General features: G+C 53.7%; 13 protein-coding genes and 1 pseudogene. All 14 read right to left on the bottom strand.

The features are described 5' to 3' along the window. Positions 1–3 precede the first annotated feature (3 nt). Positions 4–2,217, bottom strand: coding sequence for a flagellin (locus OEV49_16345; GenBank protein MDH3892636.1), 2,214 nt, complete (start codon positions 2,215–2,217; stop codon positions 4–6). A gap of 312 nt (positions 2,218–2,529) precedes the next feature. After that, on the bottom strand, positions 2,530–5,229 hold the full coding sequence (locus OEV49_16340; GenBank protein MDH3892635.1) for a tetratricopeptide repeat protein: 2,700 nt from the start codon (positions 5,227–5,229) through the stop codon (positions 2,530–2,532). An 87-nt stretch (positions 5,230–5,316) separates the two neighbouring features. Then, entirely contained in the window at positions 5,317–5,793 is a 477-nt protein-coding gene (gene fliW, locus OEV49_16335; protein MDH3892634.1) for a flagellar assembly protein FliW, read from the bottom strand. A 21-nt stretch (positions 5,794–5,814) separates the two neighbouring features. Then, positions 5,815–7,755, bottom strand: a complete 1,941-nt coding sequence (gene flgL, locus OEV49_16330; protein MDH3892633.1) for a flagellar hook-associated protein FlgL — start codon at positions 7,753–7,755, stop codon at positions 5,815–5,817. Positions 7,756–7,941: 186 nt separating this feature from the next. Then, positions 7,942–8,124 (bottom strand): annotated as a pseudogene (gene csrA / locus OEV49_16325) (carbon storage regulator CsrA). Between the two features lie 45 nt (positions 8,125–8,169). Further along, positions 8,170–9,567: a flagellar hook-associated protein FlgK gene (flgK, locus tag OEV49_16320; GenBank protein MDH3892632.1), complete on the bottom strand. Its 1,398-nt coding sequence runs from the start codon at positions 9,565–9,567 to the stop codon at positions 8,170–8,172. Beyond that, positions 9,567–10,052 carry a flagellar protein FlgN gene (locus OEV49_16315; GenBank protein MDH3892631.1) on the bottom strand — a complete coding sequence of 162 codons (486 nt, stop codon included), beginning with the start codon at positions 10,050–10,052 and terminating at the stop codon, positions 9,567–9,569. The genes flgK and OEV49_16315 overlap by 1 nt, the downstream gene beginning before the upstream one ends. A 10-nt stretch (positions 10,053–10,062) precedes the next feature. Continuing rightward, on the bottom strand, positions 10,063–11,040 hold the full coding sequence (locus OEV49_16310; GenBank protein ID MDH3892630.1) for a transglycosylase SLT domain-containing protein: 978 nt from the start codon (positions 11,038–11,040) through the stop codon (positions 10,063–10,065). Next, entirely contained in the window at positions 11,040–12,176 is a 1,137-nt protein-coding gene (locus OEV49_16305; GenBank protein ID MDH3892629.1) for a flagellar basal body P-ring protein FlgI, read from the bottom strand. The genes OEV49_16310 and OEV49_16305 overlap by 1 nt, the downstream gene beginning before the upstream one ends. Before the next feature lie 9 nt (positions 12,177–12,185). Next, complete coding sequence (locus OEV49_16300; GenBank protein MDH3892628.1) at positions 12,186–12,773, bottom strand: flagellar basal body L-ring protein FlgH; 588 nt, start codon at positions 12,771–12,773, stop codon at positions 12,186–12,188. 27 nt (positions 12,774–12,800) lie between these two features. Continuing rightward, positions 12,801–13,490 carry a flagellar basal body P-ring formation chaperone FlgA gene (flgA, locus tag OEV49_16295; protein ID MDH3892627.1) on the bottom strand — a complete coding sequence of 230 codons (690 nt, stop codon included), beginning with the start codon at positions 13,488–13,490 and terminating at the stop codon, positions 12,801–12,803. Between the two features lie 6 nt (positions 13,491–13,496). Beyond that, on the bottom strand, positions 13,497–14,285 hold the full coding sequence (gene flgG, locus OEV49_16290) for a flagellar basal-body rod protein FlgG (protein ID MDH3892626.1): 789 nt from the start codon (positions 14,283–14,285) through the stop codon (positions 13,497–13,499). Between the two features lie 26 nt (positions 14,286–14,311). Further along, on the bottom strand, positions 14,312–15,043 hold the full coding sequence (gene flgF, locus OEV49_16285) for a flagellar basal-body rod protein FlgF (protein ID MDH3892625.1): 732 nt from the start codon (positions 15,041–15,043) through the stop codon (positions 14,312–14,314). A 1,076-nt stretch (positions 15,044–16,119) separates the two neighbouring features. Next, positions 16,120–16,326 carry a hypothetical protein gene (locus OEV49_16280; protein ID MDH3892624.1) on the bottom strand — a complete coding sequence of 69 codons (207 nt, stop codon included), beginning with the start codon at positions 16,324–16,326 and terminating at the stop codon, positions 16,120–16,122. Positions 16,327–16,587: the final 261 nt, after the last annotated feature.

Raw genomic sequence — 16,587 nt, 5'->3', positions numbered from 1 at the left:
CTATTAACCGAAGAGTGACAGAACCACCTGCGGAACCTGGTTAGCCTGAGCAAGCATGGCCGTGCCGGCCTGCATCAGGATCTGGTTCTTGGTGAATTCGGACATCTCTTTGGCCATATCGGTGTCACGAATCTGCGACTCGGAAGCCGTGAGGTTCTGAGCGGCAACACGCAGGTTTCTCAGGTTGGATTCCAGAGTGTTCTTCTGGAAGCTACCGAGAGTACCACGAGTCGTGGACACTTCATTAATAGCCTGGTCGATAAGTCTCTGCGCATCCTGGGCGCCGGCCGAAGTAGTCACATCGATCAGCGACAGGTTGGCAAACATGTTCCCGTCATTGTTGGTTCCGAGAGCAGTAGCTGCCATATTGCGCAGTGAAATGTTGGCGGTCTGGCCGACGTTACCACCGATCTGGAAGACCAGTGATTGATCGGTGTTGCTGATGGTCTCGTTACCACCGGCGGATGTCAGACCATAGTTGACTGTGATATGCTCGGTGCGGTCGCCATTGTAGATGGTGGCGTCCTGGCCGGCCGTGGCGATAGTCGCCGGTCCGCCGTTGAGCTGGACCGAGAACTTAGTCGCCGTAGCAGTCAGAAGCATGGCGCCGGTGTTGATTCCGGTTTCCGTTCCGCTCTGGGTAGCCTCGGCATACTGGATATCCAGAGTGGCGCGGGAAGCGTCACCCAGGGCAGCCGTTTCAAGAGTGAACGTCTGCTGAGTTCCGCCGTCATCGGCCTTGATCGAGGTGATCGTGTTCGCATAGTCGTTGAAGTTGATGATGGCATCAACACCGGACGCAGCGAGAGTGTCGCTTCCACCAAAGCCCAGAACATTCTGGAGTTCTTCGGTGTCGGCGCCAACGGTCACGTGAGCGATCGAATAGTCAGAGCCTTCATCAACGGACTGAATCTGGATCTTGTCGGTACCGTCCAGAACAGCCTTAATGTCACTGGTGGCGCTGGCATAGGTGGCAGCGGCAATAGCGGTGTTGAATGCTGTGACCAAAGTAGCCATGTCACTGTAGGTGGCATCGGCAATCTGGATGTTCTCGGCCGTCAACGTACCCTGCTGATCGGTAACAGTGGTGAAGGTCAGGTTGGCATCGGAAACGCCACGGTCATCACCCTGCGCGAACGACAGAATTGCGGTGGTGGCTGTTGACGAAGAAGCCTCAGTGCGGATCGAGTACTGAGCACCCTTGTTGGCAGCCACTAACTGCATGGAGTAGCTGGCGCCACCATCGGCGGTGCTCAACTGCGAGTTGACCTTGCCGGCCAAATCGGTGTCGTTGTCAAGAGCAGTCTGCAGGGCAGCTTCGATAGTTGCCCAGCTATCGGTATCGGCCACGTCGAATTGGATGGCCTTGTTGGTGACCGGGGTCCCACCGTTTTCCTGGTAGCTGACCAGAACGGTGTAGCTACCGGCGTTGGCGGCAACAGCCGTGGTTCCGGCGGCAACTGAAGTCAGAGTCGCGGTGGCGGCGGCATCGAGAACACCATTCGCAATTTCCAGACCATTACCCCAGGCATCGGTGATATCCACACTGTTGGAGGTCCGCTTGGCCACGTCGGAAGCCTGCACGACATCGAGGTTGTGCACGCCTTCGGCCAGGTTGGTCGGATTACCGTCGGTGTAGTTCAGCGAGATACCCAGTGAAGTGGTATTCAAGGCTGCTGTCGGATCGGCGGTCTTGGTGGCCGCGATCGAGTAGGTGCCGGTGCGCAGGTTGGAGTTGGTCAGCGTAGCCAGGGAGGTGTTACCACTGGTGATAGTGGCGACGTTTTCCTTGGTGCCGTCCAACAGGTTCTTGGTACCGAACTGGGTGTTGGCAGCGATACGGTCGATCGTAGCCAGAGCGTTACGAATCTCCGCCTGGTCGGCAGCCAACTGGTCGGCATCGTTGAAGCCTTCGTTGGCCGCGTGGATGGCCAGTTCTCTCATGCTCACGAGCAGAGAGTTCATCTCGGTAAGAGCACCTTCAGCAGTCTGAATCATGCTGATGCTACCTTCCGAGTTTCCGATCGCGCGGTTAAGACCGGCAATCTGCGCACGGAATTGTTCACTGATCACCAAACCAGCAGGATCATCGGAACCTTTGTTGATCCGGTAACCGGACGACAGCTTCTGCATCGAACTGGACAACGAATTGGTAGTGTTGACCAGGTTGCGGTGCGCGTTCAAAGCCGCCAGGTTGTGATTAATGCGAAGTGACATGTGTCAATCCTCCTTGAAACGTTGGGGGCGTCCTTACCCCTCTTTCAGTTTATTAGATTGGTTTGTATTCAATACAAAGTCACTTCCGATGTCTTCATTGCCAGAGTTATCGTCCGAGATAACCTTCCCTGCCCTACAAAGAACCTGTCTTCTTTTCTCCTTTCCGGGACCCATCCTGTTATTACCCTTTTCTGAGTTCAATAGCTTTCTTAACTTGATAATCGGCAAATGCTTGAACAACTTTATGGGATTTCTCCAACAGTTTGCCACTTTTCTCGAAGGAATTTCCCCCTCTCAGCCCGGCCCGAAAGTCTAAGTTGCTACCGAGGCGGTCAAACTTGTCAATTTTTCCCGCGCAGGGGTAAACTCCGGGTCCAATTCAAGCGCCCGCCGAAACCCCAAAACTGCCGAATCCCCATGTCCCATAACACGATAGCACTCCGAGAGCTTGTAGACTCCGAGCACATCGTGAGGACAGGCAGTCAGAAACTTCTCATACCGCTCAAGGGCCATCTGGTGCCTGCCGAGCTCGAAGTAGATATCCCCCAAGAGACAAACCGCCCCCATATCCTCACGCTCCATCGCTGTGTAGGTCAACAGCGGTTTCACCGCCTCTTCGTTCTTGCCCTGCCCGGCTAATGCTAAGGCGAGATTGCGAAACACAAACGATGGCGGCTCAGGGCATTGAGTTGCCTTATGGTAGTGTTTTTCGGCAGCCTTGAAGTCATTCATTCTGAAACAACAGTTACCCAGTTCGCTGAGAATCTCCGGGTCATCCCCGACCGAGACCAGGACTTGTCGAAAATGCTCGGCAGCCTCTGCATACAAGCCTGCAGAGAAACGCAACTCACCCAGGTGGCGCTTAAGGACAACCTGGTCGCTGTTTATGGCCAGCGATTTTTCAATGTACTCGATGGCCCTGTCCGGCTCATTGATCTCTCGGTAAAAAACACCGCAGTTGCCGAGGACCACCGGGTTGTCCGGCTCCAGATCGACAGCCTGTTGATACCGTCGGAGCGCTTCCTGGGTGTCCCCCTGCAAGACACTGATGTAGCCCAAGCCGGCCGCAGCCATGGCCAGCGGATTGGACCCATCTAACTGATTCCGGAACTGTTCGCAGGCCTCGGATAGTCGGCTTTCCACCAGGTAAAGGTTACCCAGTTGCAGGGCCGTGTCGGCGTAGTCAGGTGTTTGCTCAAGCACCCTTCGGTAGTATTTCTGGGCTTCTTGTGGATCGCCGAGAGCAAAAGCGGCTTGCCCCATTCCATACAGAGCGGCGTCACGAGAATCCGAATAGTAGAGGATCATGGATGAAGCTTCCTCGTGCTCCGAAAAGAGCGCCTGCGAATCAAGATAAGTCTGATATGCGTCGATGGCCTGCTGGTAATGCTCCTGCCGATTGCAGATCATGCCCAGCAGCATCAGTGGATCCAGGTAGTCCGGTTTGAGCCGTAGAGCACGCCTGGCATAGTCTTCGGCCCGTTCGAGTTTCCCCTCGATAAAACTGATAGCGGCAACATGGTTGAGCGCCATTATGTGCTGAGGAAACTCGGTGGGTATATCGGATTTGTTGTATTCTACCGCCTTCTCGGCTGCGCCGATCGCTTGCCGTCTGAGTTCCGGATCAGGCTTATCAAGCCGACCGCGAAGAGCCTGGGCTATGTTAAACCAGGCAAATCCGTCGTCGGGCTTGGACGCAACTTGCTTGTGAAGGAGTTCCATCGTCCGATCAAATTTGGCCTCCAGCTTCTCAGGCGAAAGATCATAGCCAAGATGTTCCATTTTGATCGGCGCTCGACATATCAGAACGTCATCAGGAATCTTCAGAACATTGTGCACGATCCCCTCGTATCGCAGGTCGAGCTCGCGGCGCCAGGAACGCACCGAGTTGGTGAAAGTGACCGTGTGGTTAGCGCCTTTGAAACCATTGAACACTCCGATAGAGATAATACTGTGCTCACCACTGCCGATCAACTCCAGCAGCACAGGAACGTCCCTGGTATCAAAACGCTCGTCGGCATCGATGATAAACACCCAGTCCGATGTGGCCAATTCCAGGGTGTAATTGCGGTGTTTTGAAAAATCCCCTTCCCAGGCTTGGTGGTGGATTACAGCGCCATAGGAGTCTGCAATCTCAACTGTTCTATCTGTCGAACCGGTGTCGACCACAATGATCTCGTCGACCCAGTCGCGAACGGACTCAAGACAGCCGGGCAGCAGTTCTTCCTCGTTCTTGACCATCAGACAGGCGGAGATAGTCGCCCGTTTTCTGAACGACGATTTCAACATGCGCAACTCCAACACTTGCCGACAAGCAGACATCCCCTGATCGACTATGCTTTCTGCTTTCTCGGTGTTTCCTTTGGCCTTGAGCAATCTGACCAGGTTCAGGTAGGGCAAGTGGTCTCCGCCGTCTGATTCTATGGCCCGGCGATAGTTCTTTTCGGCCTGTTCTGATTGCCCGGTCTCTCTGTAAGCAGTCCCGAGGAAGTCATACACGCACGCTACCTGGCCGGCCTTGGTGCAATAATCAGCGCCTGAAAGCTCTCCCCCGGCCTTCTCGCACTGTTCAATGAACATTGATGCGTACTCAATAGCATTGTCATACTCACGCATGCAAAGATGCACCTCGGTCAGCAGATAAACAAAGTCCAGCGCCTGTGGGAATTCCTTGAGCCCCCGCCGGCCCGCTTTCTCCGCTGCCACCAGATTCTTGTGATGTAAATGACCGAAACCTGCCAGGAAATTGTATCTTCCCCGCTGTCTGCGATCGGCAAATGGATACCACTTTTGCAGACCTTCAATCGCCGCCACGATGTTCTGAGTTTGATTGTTGTTAAGGTAATACTCGGCCAGTTCCAGTCGAGCCGCAATGTCGTCGGGATGGGTGCGGACGGCTGTCAGGAGACTGTCCAAAGGTTTACCGACTTGACCCTTAACGATAGTACGCCGTTGCTTACCGGCCGGTCTCTTCTTGGCACCCGAAGCCTTTTTCTTTTTTGCTTTGGACATAGTCTGACGGAGCGAGAGCGAATCGTACCGGCATTTCGTCACGAAACCGGCGCGAGTCCTGCCGGTCCCGTTCCCTGCCTGTCGCCGCTAGATCTCGACCAATTCCTGTTCCGGGGTGATCGCGACATCATCGAATGCCAACTCATCGGCAATCAGATGCTTCACTCGGTAGTCCGAGTTGACCAAGACCAGTTGCTTGGCGAAACCGTTTTCGGTGTTGATCAGAATAGGACCCTGAAGGTTCACGGACGTTTCTTTGGGGTCTTCAGGCACGGTTACGATTGCATAGGTCTCGACCGACTTCAAGTCATCGATCTCCAGCTCGGCGATTTCCTTCGGGTTGACCTCAATGCGATAATCCTCGAAAAAGATCGCCGGATTGAGTACGATAAACGCGACCGATGGATCTTTCGTGGAATGGAGCCAATGAAACGGGGCCATCTCCTCGCGTTGTATCAAACAGAACTGCGCAAGGTGTTCGAAACCGAGAATTGGTCGCTGCATGGTGATGACTTTGTCGTCGGGAATCTCCAACCGACCGAATCTGACACTGTCAATAATCATAAATCCTATCCTTGATTGAGCCTATTGCAAAAAGTTCAACAGGCTTGGCTGTATAATCTTGGCCACGGCCATAAGCGAAGCCTGATAATTGTTCTCGAATGTGGCAAGGTCCGTTATTAGCTTGCTCATGTCCGCATCTTCCACATTGGCCAGAAGCTGGGTGTAGCCGATCTCCGAGTCCTGAAGACGCGAGGCCGTAGACTCAAGCCTCATGGCCCGGGCGCCGGCCTTGGCTCTGCTGTTCAGGAGTTGGCTGATCGAGTCGGTCATATTGCCAATGAGAGACCTGATCCCGTCGGCGTCATTGCTGTGCAAAGCGTTGGACAGCGCAATAAGCGACCCCACCATGTCGCTGGAACCATAGATGCCCATATCCTTGGTGAGCCGGCCGCCGTCGCTATCCTCGATAACCAGCGACCGAGTAGGGTCGTTGTTGGCGATCTGAATCCCCCTCGCGTCAGCATTAATCGAGGCTATAATATCCAGCCCGGAATTGTTGACGGCATCGAGAAGGTCTTGAACCGTAACCAGAGCCGGATCGGACAGATCGATAGTACGGGTGGCCTCGCCGTGATGAATCACGATTTCATTTCCCGCAAAACTGTTGTTGTTGTTGAGTTGGCTCAGATTGGTCGTGGCCAGCAAGATCGGGTCAAGATCAGCCCCTGAAAAATCGTTGAAGAAGGTTCCCAATATTCCCAGGTCGGCGGCGGTTGTGCCGGTCGTCTCGGTGATTTCAAAACTGACCGAGGGGTTCAAGTCTCTACCGGTGAGAACAGGATCAATCGCACCGGCGATACCAAGATCGGCGGCGGTACTGTCTGTCGTATCAAACTCCGAGATAGTCAAACCCAACGGGACCCCATTGGCGTCCGTGATTTCAAGTCCGGTGTTGGTGGCATTCAATCCGATAGAAACGTTGGCCATCTCAGGCGGCGCTGCAGCAGCCATGGCGGCGTTGAATTGAGTAATCACGTCACCGATCGTGGCCGCTGACGACAAATCCACTTCGACACTTATGCCGCCGCCGTCTGAAACAACCAGCTTGCCGGGCTGCATATCCATTCCGTGCCCGTCGTTTATCACGCCCAACGATGTGACAGCGCTGATTTCTCCGGAGGCGGTAGTATCGAACATAATCTCGTTGTTGTTGGGCCCGAGCGTCGCCGTGACGTCATTGATACCGTCGGCTGTCAGTTGGGCGTTGATCGTGTTGATGACATCGTCGATGGTTACAGCCGCCGAGATATCGATGGTGGAATCAATGCCCAGGTTGCGGTCGCTCAGGACTATCGTACCGGGTGTGCCGCCGGTCGTCAGGTCGACACCGTTGCCGTTGTTCATCGAGGTGAGCAGGCTGCCGCCCAGAATCCCTATGTTCAAGTCGGCATCGGCGCCCAGGATACTCAAATCTCTGAGGAATACGTCGGCCCCGATCAGGTTGACCTGCAAGCGGGAGGACGATTCGATATCAAATTCGATTTGCCCGTAGTCACCACGGTAGACAATCCCGTCGGAGTAAGAATCGAAAGCATTCCTGTCGGTCTTGAATCCGGCGAAAATACTCTCGTTGCCGAGATCACTGTTGGCGATTTGGAGAAAGCTCTCTATGATATCATCGATCTGGATAGCAGCGGCTTCACGTTCCCCGGCATCCATGGTGTCGTTGCCCATAGCATCGGCAAGTACATAGGCATCCGACATCTTGGTACCCAGGTCGGCCAGAGCGCTGTCGTAATTGGCCTGCCAGTTGAGACCGGTATCGACATTGGAGCGATACTGTTCGATCCTGGCCAGTTCTTTACGATAGTCCAGGTCCCTCAACGTGCCCAGCGGGTCGTCCGACGGTTTGTTGATCCGTCGCCCCGTCGACATCTGAGTCTGCAACTCAAAAAACCGCCTGAGTGAACGTTGCATATTGAATACCACTCGGTCGGCCAGCATATTGTTAGATACACGCACTGTATTGCTCCTCAGCCGGACTGCCTATGAATCAGCAGACTTGCCGGATCCTCCGGGTTTGCGAGGTCTTCGCTTCTGGCGATTGACCGATTTGTAGTCAATCCTGGGCGTCTTGACATTGTCCGCCTCTTTACCTCTGATTTTTCCCTTGATCGCACTCATCATACCGAGCAGATCACTCTTGATCGACTTGGAAGCCCGACGGTTCTCCGCCTGAATCTTGACATAGACTTCCTCGCGATGCACCACCACTTCACTCGGCGCGTCGATACCCAGTCTGACCTGGCGTCCGTGTATACCCAGGACCGAAACTTTGATATCATCACCGATGGTGATGGATTCTCCTAACTTCCTTGTTAGTATTAACACTCAACCCTCCGTGGTGCTGCCGTTCACCGGCAACAACGTCCTTGTTTAGCGTCCGACGATTCCCATGCGATTAATGACCGTATCCAGCGCCTGGTCGACGGTGGTGATCACACGGGCGGCTGCGTCATACGCGTGTTGAAACTTTATCATGTTGGCCATCTCCTCGTCCAACGACACACCCTCCACCGACTGGCGAGCGTTGTGGATCTGTTGTCCGAGGATTTCATAGTTGTCCGTAAACGACCCCGCTTCATGAGTCTCAACACCCAGTGTCCCTACCAGGCTGTTGTAGAAGTCGTTTATGGTCATCGAATTATCTTTCATAAGGAGTTGATCGCTCAGATCGAAGATGGCTAAAGCCATGGTGTTGTCGCTCTGCGAATCCATCTGCGTGGCTGCCGCGATCTTCTCGGGATCGGTAGCCACCTCCTGATTGATCTGAATAGTAGCGGCCGTCGTGAAACGGCTGTCAAAAAACTCATAACCGGTGTAATTGTTCAAACCGTAACCGGTAGTGTGCAAGGCGTTCACCTCGTCGACTAATGTTTTGGCGATGTCGTCGAGCCGGGAAAGATAGTCCGGGATTATTTTGTCCCGAGAATCCAAAAGACCCTTGATCTGGCCGTTGAGATTCTTGAAAGATATCTTGGTTCCCTCCCAAACCAGGTTGTGCTTGACTGACCCGTTTTCATTAACCGTTTCGGTACCGATAGACAGCGCCTTGTCGCCATCGACCAAAGCCATCGCACCGATATACACAATCATATCACCATCTTCATTCTGGGAAGTATTCACGTCGACAATCACCGAAAGGTTGTCTATCAGCAGATCGCGGCTGTCACGCAAATCGTTGGCCACCACACCATCGAGTTCCGATCTTTCGATTTCATGATTGAGCCGGGCGATCTCCGTCGACAGTCGATTCACATCGGCCGTGAGGTTTACCATGTCGCGGTCAACCGAGTCCTGAAGATCGGTCAATTGCCGGGCCATGTCATGCAGGCCGTTGACCAGCTTGTTGGCATCGGAAAGCACGTTTTCTCTGAAGTTGATATTGCCCGCCGTGACCGACAGTTCCGACCATCCATTCCAAAACTCTGTGATCAGGTTCCCCAGAGTATTGTCACCCGGCTCGTTGAAAAGCGCTTCCACTTGCGACAATGTCTTGGAATTATAAGACCACTGGCCCAGCGACTTACTATTCTGCCGAAACTGGTTACCGAGAAAGAGGTCACGAATATGTCTGACATCGGTTGCTTTGATTCCGGTGCCGATGGAACCGTATGTTTGCAATTCCGGGATTGTCGTCTTCACACCAACACGTTGGCGGCGATAGCCCGGGGTGTTGACATTGGCTATATTGTGGCCGGTTGTCTGAAGCGACAACTGGTGGGTCAACAGCGCCCGTTTGCCCAGCTCAAGTCCTTGAAATAGTCCCGGCATCAGGCTCTCCTGTCCAGCGCCACATTATATGCTTGTTGGTCGCCGCTGCCGGTCGAACTATAGGCCGGTTCCGGATGGCTCAGTTTTGACAGCATGCCCATCATCTTGTTGATATACTCACGCGACTGATTCAGCAGCACCGCATTCTGGTTGCGCGTGGTGGCAATCTTATCGTTGAGGCTCGTGATCAATTCGCGCAAACGAATCAACTGCGTGGCCTGCTCGTCGTCTACTATCTCAAGCAGTCGGGTCACATTCAAGTCACCCTCGATCTGGTTATCGAGTCTGATTCGTTCGACCAACTCTTCGCGCTGTTTGTTCAGCTGGCGACTTTCGATGACTTTCTCGCGCAACCGCTCGGTGACTTCGTGCAGACCGTCGGCGTCGTTTGTCACCAGCATGTCCTGTTGCTTCTCAAACAGTGTGAGAAAAGATTCGAAGAGGGAGGCTTCCCTGCCAATAATGTCAATCAACCGATTTATCATATCCAATTGCTCACGGTTTCTGTGTATCTATCTTATCGACAGTTTGATTTGGCGCTTTAGTATCGTGTGAAGGTGCGCGGTCACGCATTGTCTGGAGACTGTCCAGAACTTTGGTTACATACGACCGCGTTTCTTCAAATGGCGGTACCCCTCTGTATTTAATTACGTTGCCGGGACCCGCATTGTAAGCGGCTAAGGCGAGTTTTGTGTCGCCAAAGCGATCCAACAATTGCCTCAGGTATCGCGCTCCGCCCGATATATTCTCGCCCGGGTCAAAGACACGCTTGACACCCTGGTCGGCGGCGGTTGAGTCTATCAACTGCATAAGTCCTTTGGCTCCCGCCGGGGAAACGGCGTTGGCATCTCCATTGGACTCGGCTCGAATGACCGAGGCCAGTAGAGCCGGGTCCAGCGCGTGAACCCGAGCCGCCTGTTCAATGTGACGACCGTATTTCCGCATTATCTCATCTGTAGAACGAGCGCCCTCGGTCGGCCTACGATTCAGTGATATCGGTTCTGATTTTTCGTGTTTCAGTTTGGCCGGTGAAGGGTCGCCGGATATCTTCCGAAACGTCGGTTGACCGAGATCCATCGACGGCCTTACCGCGCCAAGATCTTTGATCGGCAGCTTTTTCTCCGCCTGAGTGTAACCCGCATCGATTAGTTTTTCCATCGACGCGTACAACATGTCGGCGATGGAACCATTGCGTCCGCCCGACATCATACGGGCCAGTTCATTATCGAAAATATCTGAAAAAATGTCTTTGCTATTGTCACTGGACAGAAGCCCCTGACCGGACTCACCCTTGGGGATAGTCTTACGCATCGTTTTCAACATGTAGTAGTTGAAAAACGACTCAAATTCCTTGGTCGCTTTGCGCAGTCGAGCCTTCTCGGCCTCGACCCCTTTGGCTTGTACGCCCTTGAGCCGCTCGATACCGGTCGACGGAAAGTCGGTCAGGGCAACTTTGGGACTAATCGCACTCATCAGAGAATCACTAAGTCGGCACGTAGTGCTCCCGCTTGTTTGAGGGCCTGGAAAATCGATATGATATCGCGCGGCGTAGCGCCGATCTTGTTCAGCGCCTTGGCCACCTGTGACAGGTAAACCGCCCCCTTCAGATGAACAACGCGCGCTTTTTGGTCATCGACGCCCAGCCGCGGTGACTGTGTCACAATCGTCTCACCTGAGGAGAACGGCTCCGGTTGTGAGATCACCGGCGAAGATTCGATATTGACGGTGATCGTGCCGTGCGCGATGGCTACCGGTTCGATGGTCACATGTCGCCCGGCTACTATCGTGCCGGTCTTTTCGTTGATCACAACACGGGCCGTGTTGTCGGGCACCACTTGCAGGAGTCCGATGTCCGAAACGAAGGTTGCACGAAGTGAAGGATAAGACAGCGAGTCCGGAATCATCACCTTAACCGTGCCGGCGTCGACGGCTACCGACGTCAGCCCGTACTTGATGTTGATGCGTTCGGCAATCCTGCTTGAGGTGGTGAAATCCGGATTGTGCAATGACAGGAAGAACTCACGTTTAAGTTGTGGTTCTGCCTCCACCGGTTTGGTTATCTTCCCCCCATTGGGAATCCGTCCCACCAGGGTGTAGTTATTCACGATCTTGTTGCCGTCATCCACCTGGACATTAAAACCACCGATAGAGACCGGACCCTGGGCAACTGCGTACACGGTACCGTCGGACGAGGTCAGTGGAGTCATCAGGAGAGTTCCACCCTGTAGCGAAGAGGCGTCGCCGACCGATGATACGGTGACATCAAAATATGTCCCTTCGGTCTGGTGGCCCGATATCCGCCCGGAGATCATCACTGCCGCCACGTTTTTCACTTTCACCTTGCGGGCGTCGACAGTGAGCCCCATCCGCTCCATCATATTGGTCAGCGAGCGAATAGTAAACTGTGTGCCGCTACCATCGCCGGTGCCGTCCAGACCGATAATCAGACCGTAGCCGATCAGATCGACCTCCTGCGTATTCTGAAAGGCCGAGATATCCTTGATACGCACTTTGGCCCCTTCGGCCGGTTGCCAAAAACTCATAATAATCACCAGCACCATCACCAATCCTGTGGGCGTCGCCAGTCGCGCATATAATGCAGTCAACATGGATTCCTCCTAGAAAAGCCAGTTGATAAAACGGGTGACGAAACCGGGCCGGGCGGCCGTGCTGGACGGTCCCTTTCCGGTGTAATGTATCTCTGCATCGGCAATCAGATGCGATGGCACAGTATTCTCGGCCGTGACGTCTTTGGAACGCACCACGCCGGTAAGAGTAAGCACCTCACGATCGCCGGAGATGCCGACGGTGCGGGAGCCTTCAATAATGAGATCGCCGTTCGGCTTCAGGCCAATAACCGTCACCGACATCTTGGCCCGCAAACTTCCGTTGCGCAGGTTCTCCCCTTTTCCGTCGTGCGTGGTTTTGGCGTCGGCATTGACTCCAAACAAAGGCACAAAATCAAGAGGACCGATTCCGGGACCGCCCTGGGTCGAGTAGTTGGCGCTCTTTTCGTTCTTGGTTTCAACCTGCGATGAAGCGCGGCTTTGTTCGAAAATGTGTACTGTCAGTATGTCACCGACAGCATGAGCCTTAATGTCGGTGAACAAAGATTGGTTTCTCCCAAAGTCCTCTGCGCGCAGCTTGAGCGCAAACGGGAGAAGCAACAAAACCGCGAGTATCAACAGAACCTTCCGATAGTTCATTTCAGTTCTCTCCATGATCACATAAGGTTACGGATCGACGGCAACAGCGGTCGCATCGACCACCCGGGCCAAAATGATTTTGCCCGACGATTTGTTTTTGACCTTGATATAGTCACCGGCCAGGCCGGCCTGCAGCGCGCGTCCATCGGCTGAGATTCGACACATCCCTTCGGTATAAACGATAGACACGTCGCGACCGTTTTCCACATCCGGAATAAGCTCCAGATCATCGGCTGTCAGAATAGCGCCGCGCTTCAGATTGCGACCGGCGCGTACCCCCTCAAGTTCGGACAGTTCAACCAGTGGACGCTGCCTGAGATTGGTGACTTCCATGCGCTTCAGAAGCAGTTGCTCGGGTGCGATACTCTTGGAGCGACGCACATTGTCCAGCAACACCAAGACATCAGCGAACTTTCTGATCTTCAGCCTAATCTGCGCACTCTCCAACAATTCGCCCTCGTTTTTCACATCGGCCATCATCGAAAAAAGCCCCAGCGGCTCCTTCTGCGACAGCGGCCTGAGCGTCAGTTGCTCAGCGCTTACATCGGCGCTCTTTAGATTGTTGGACAGGATATCTATCGTGTACGTGGCTGTATCCAGTCCGTACATGGCCGCAAACTTTGTCCGGATAGTTTCATCCGCGTCCAAAGCCGACACTGACGACACTATGAACATCAGAATCAGGCAGGCAAACAATGTGGTTAGTGACTTTTTCATGTTCATCTATCTCTTGAGGCTATTGGCGATCGAGGCCATATCATCGGCCGTCTGGATAGCCTTCGAGTTCATTTCGTAAGCACGCTGGGCGACAATCATGTTGACCATCTCATCGACCACTTTGACGTTGGACATCTCGAGGTATCCCTGGTCGATCTCCCCCATGCCGTTCTGCGCGGCTATATCGGTAATCGGATCGCCCGAAGCCGAAGTCAGCTCAAGCATGTTGCGACCTATGGCTGAGAGACCGGCCGGATTAATGAAACGAGCCAGCTCCAACTGACCGACTTCAGTAGGTGTGTCCGATCCAACCTGCATCACCTGGATAGAGCCGTCTTTGCCGATGGCTATCGAGGTAGCATCTTCGGGAATGCTTATTTCGGGAAGCAGTATGTATCCATCGCTATTGACCAAGCGGCCATCGGCGGATAGTTTGAAACCGCCGTCACGGGTGTAGACGGTACCGCCGTCGGGATGCTGCAACTGAAAGAAGCCGGAGCCGGTAATGGCCAAATCCAGCGGGTTGCCGGTCTGCATCAAATCACCTACGCTGTACTGACGCACGGTCGCAACCGGTTTGGTGCCGTAGCCGATGGCCAATTCGGCCGGTACCCTGCTGCCAACTGCCGAAGCCATTCCGGCGCGGCGATACTTTTGGTAAAGAACGTCCTGAAATTCAATGCGGCTTTTCTTGAAACCGGTTGTATTCATGTTGGCCAGGTTGTTGGCGATGTTGTCGACATTCATCTGCTGCGAGACCATGCCGGAGGCTGCGGTGCGCATCGCTTTTATCATTCTCGACTCCTTTGTTTACTATTTATCTATCCACTGCCGCCGACCCGCTGGAACAGATGCCCCAACGACTCATCCTGAGAACGGACAGCCTTCGAGTTGGCTTCATAGGCGCGGAACGATACCATCATGTCGATCATCTCACGGACGATATCGACATTGGATGTTTCGATAAACCCCTGCCTGATGTTGAATCGTTCAACCGCGATCAACTCGGTGCCCTCGGGAAGCGCAAAGAGTGAATCACCGATCTTCTGCAACTGGCTGATATCGGTCACAGCGCCGGGCACTATCCGACCCACGATTGCGCCGTCGGACTGAATCTCACCGGTCTGAGCGACCGACACCAGACCGTCGCCGACTTCGATGGGTCCGCCCTCGCCGAGAACTTTGAAGCCGTCGGAAAACACAAGGAAGCCATCGGCGTCGACGTTGAAGCTGCCGGAACGGGTCAGCAACCTGGTTCCATCAGGAGCTTCAAGCACGAAGAAACCATCTCCTTCGATAGCCAGATCAAGGGTGTTTCCGGTCTTATCCATGTTACCGGGAGCGTAATCGGTGTAGACATCTTCGATCATCGGTTGTTCCCAGTCGGATCGACGCGGCACGAATTTCTTCTGAGCGCGCGACATCTCCTGGGTGAAGACCATGTCTTTTTTGAACCCAGGTGTCCCGGCGTTGGCGATATTGTTGGCCGACACTTCCTGCCTCTTGATGTGAGGCACCATGCCGGAGGCGGATGTAAAAAGTCCTTTAATCATATATTTCTCCGTCCTCCTATTAGCAGCCTCCATGCCAAACCTGCCTTACGTGGATAAACTGCTGAATGGTAGGCGCTTGGACCTGCGCGCCAAGGTCTCCCCTGCTGCTCACGCGCTATAACCGGGAACGGTTTACTCTTGACGTTTGGAGTATTTTTCCGGCCATAAATGGCTTTATGCGCTTCGCGCCCTGCTCATGTCACCCTGAGCGCAGTCGAAGGGTGAGGAGGGTGCCTAGGCGACAATGGACCTCTTCGCTCTGTCATTCTGGCGGAGGCCAGAATCCAGTCGTCATTGCGAGACCCGCGTCTCTGATCTGTCACCCCGGCGAAGGCCGGGGTCCATCTTCTCTTGTAGGGCAGGTCTCTCTTCTCTTAGAGACCTGCCATTTGTGTCGATGGGTGACCCGTGGGTTTGCCCCGGGTTTCCAGCGGTCCTGACACAGCCTCACCCCGAGCGGAGTCGAGGGGCGAGATTTTCATCCGTAGGTCAGTCTTGTAGGTCGAAACCCCTGGTCCGAAGGACTGCCGAAGGCAGGTTTCGACAATCTTCGCAGGTCAGGCCCCCTTTGCTCCCCGCCACAACCTCACCCCGAGCGGAGTCAAAGCATGAATCTTCTTTCTTCGACTGGGTGGCCGTCTCAAACCTTGTTTGGGGCGGAGAACAGAATGAGCCACCCACCGCTCAGGGTGACGTTCATTGGTGCTCAGAATATGGTTACAAGCGCGCGAAGCGCCAAAAAGTGATTTATCACCTGGGTGCTGGATCAAGTCCAGCATGACAAAAACCCTATCGATCTCGCGCAAAATACCAGTCTCACAGGTAGACTGGATAAGTCTGTAATGGCGCGTGTGTCCACGCAAAATAGGGGGAGATGATAATATGCAAACTTGAAAGTACCCAAAACGAACCCAATTGTTCGTAACCCATGGTCCGCGTGTAGCATACCAAAAATTGGTCATGTTAACAAAGATGGATCCCGGATCAAGTCCGGGATGACAGAAGGGGCGCGCGAAGCGCCAAAAAGTGATTTATCACCGCGAAGCGCAATTGAGGTGGCTTGCCACCCGGCTTGCCTATGGCACTTCGTACTTGGCGATTGTCTTGTTGATTAGCTTGTCCATAGCAGTATTGAACCTGCCCTCATCGAAGTATTCGCCGTTGGATTTCTGGTACAACGGGCAATCGGTCTTGTAACCAAAACACTTCAATTCTTCGGCCAGGTAGCAGGCCTTGATATAGGCGCACCGACCGACCTGACGGATTGGGTTCTTAGTAGCCATAATAGATGCATCGGCAGGATTGATGGATAATTGAACCACGGCGCACCAAAACAGGCGCCCACGACACCACAAAAGGCTCAGATTATGAAGCCTCTTGCAGTCTTCTGAAGCCAGAAAACCGTTGCCAGAAAAGCCGATTTTGCGTATATTTGCAGAGAACCGAGTAAGCACCGGTACAACTACTTACGCGAGTACTAATACATATCGAATTCTTGCTAATTTGCATTGTTTTTGCTACAGGACAGATAGTATAAGGACAAA

It is taken from the genome of Candidatus Zixiibacteriota bacterium (genome assembly GCA_029860345.1).
Classification (GTDB): Bacteria; Zixibacteria; MSB-5A5; order GN15; family FEB-12; genus JAJRTA01.
The sequence above is the reverse complement of the archived record's forward strand: the minus strand, read 5'-3'. Positions and strand labels throughout refer to the sequence as shown.

Excerpts from the sequence above, each read along its gene's own strand:
- OEV49_16340 (MDH3892635.1), bottom strand. The coding sequence starts at position 5,229 with ATGTCCAAAGCAAAAAAGAAAAAGGCTTCGGGTGCCAAGAAGAGACCG.
- flgK (MDH3892632.1), bottom strand. The coding sequence starts at position 9,567 with ATGCCGGGACTATTTCAAGGACTTGAGCTGGGCAAACGGGCGCTGTTG.
- OEV49_16310 (MDH3892630.1), bottom strand. The coding sequence starts at position 11,040 with ATGAGTGCGATTAGTCCCAAAGTTGCCCTGACCGACTTTCCGTCGACC.
- OEV49_16300 (MDH3892628.1), bottom strand. The coding sequence starts at position 12,773 with ATGAACTATCGGAAGGTTCTGTTGATACTCGCGGTTTTGTTGCTTCTC.
- flgA (MDH3892627.1), bottom strand. The coding sequence starts at position 13,490 with ATGAAAAAGTCACTAACCACATTGTTTGCCTGCCTGATTCTGATGTTC.
- OEV49_16305 (MDH3892629.1), bottom strand. The coding sequence starts at position 12,176 with ATGTTGACTGCATTATATGCGCGACTGGCGACGCCCACAGGATTGGTG.
- fliW (MDH3892634.1), bottom strand. The coding sequence starts at position 5,793 with ATGATTATTGACAGTGTCAGATTCGGTCGGTTGGAGATTCCCGACGAC.
- OEV49_16280 (MDH3892624.1), bottom strand. The coding sequence starts at position 16,326 with ATGGCTACTAAGAACCCAATCCGTCAGGTCGGTCGGTGCGCCTATATC.
- OEV49_16345 (MDH3892636.1), bottom strand. The coding sequence starts at position 2,217 with ATGTCACTTCGCATTAATCACAACCTGGCGGCTTTGAACGCGCACCGC.
- flgG (MDH3892626.1), bottom strand. The coding sequence starts at position 14,285 with ATGATAAAAGCGATGCGCACCGCAGCCTCCGGCATGGTCTCGCAGCAG.
- OEV49_16315 (MDH3892631.1), bottom strand. The coding sequence starts at position 10,052 with ATGATAAATCGGTTGATTGACATTATTGGCAGGGAAGCCTCCCTCTTC.
- flgF (MDH3892625.1), bottom strand. The coding sequence starts at position 15,043 with ATGATTAAAGGACTTTTTACATCCGCCTCCGGCATGGTGCCTCACATC.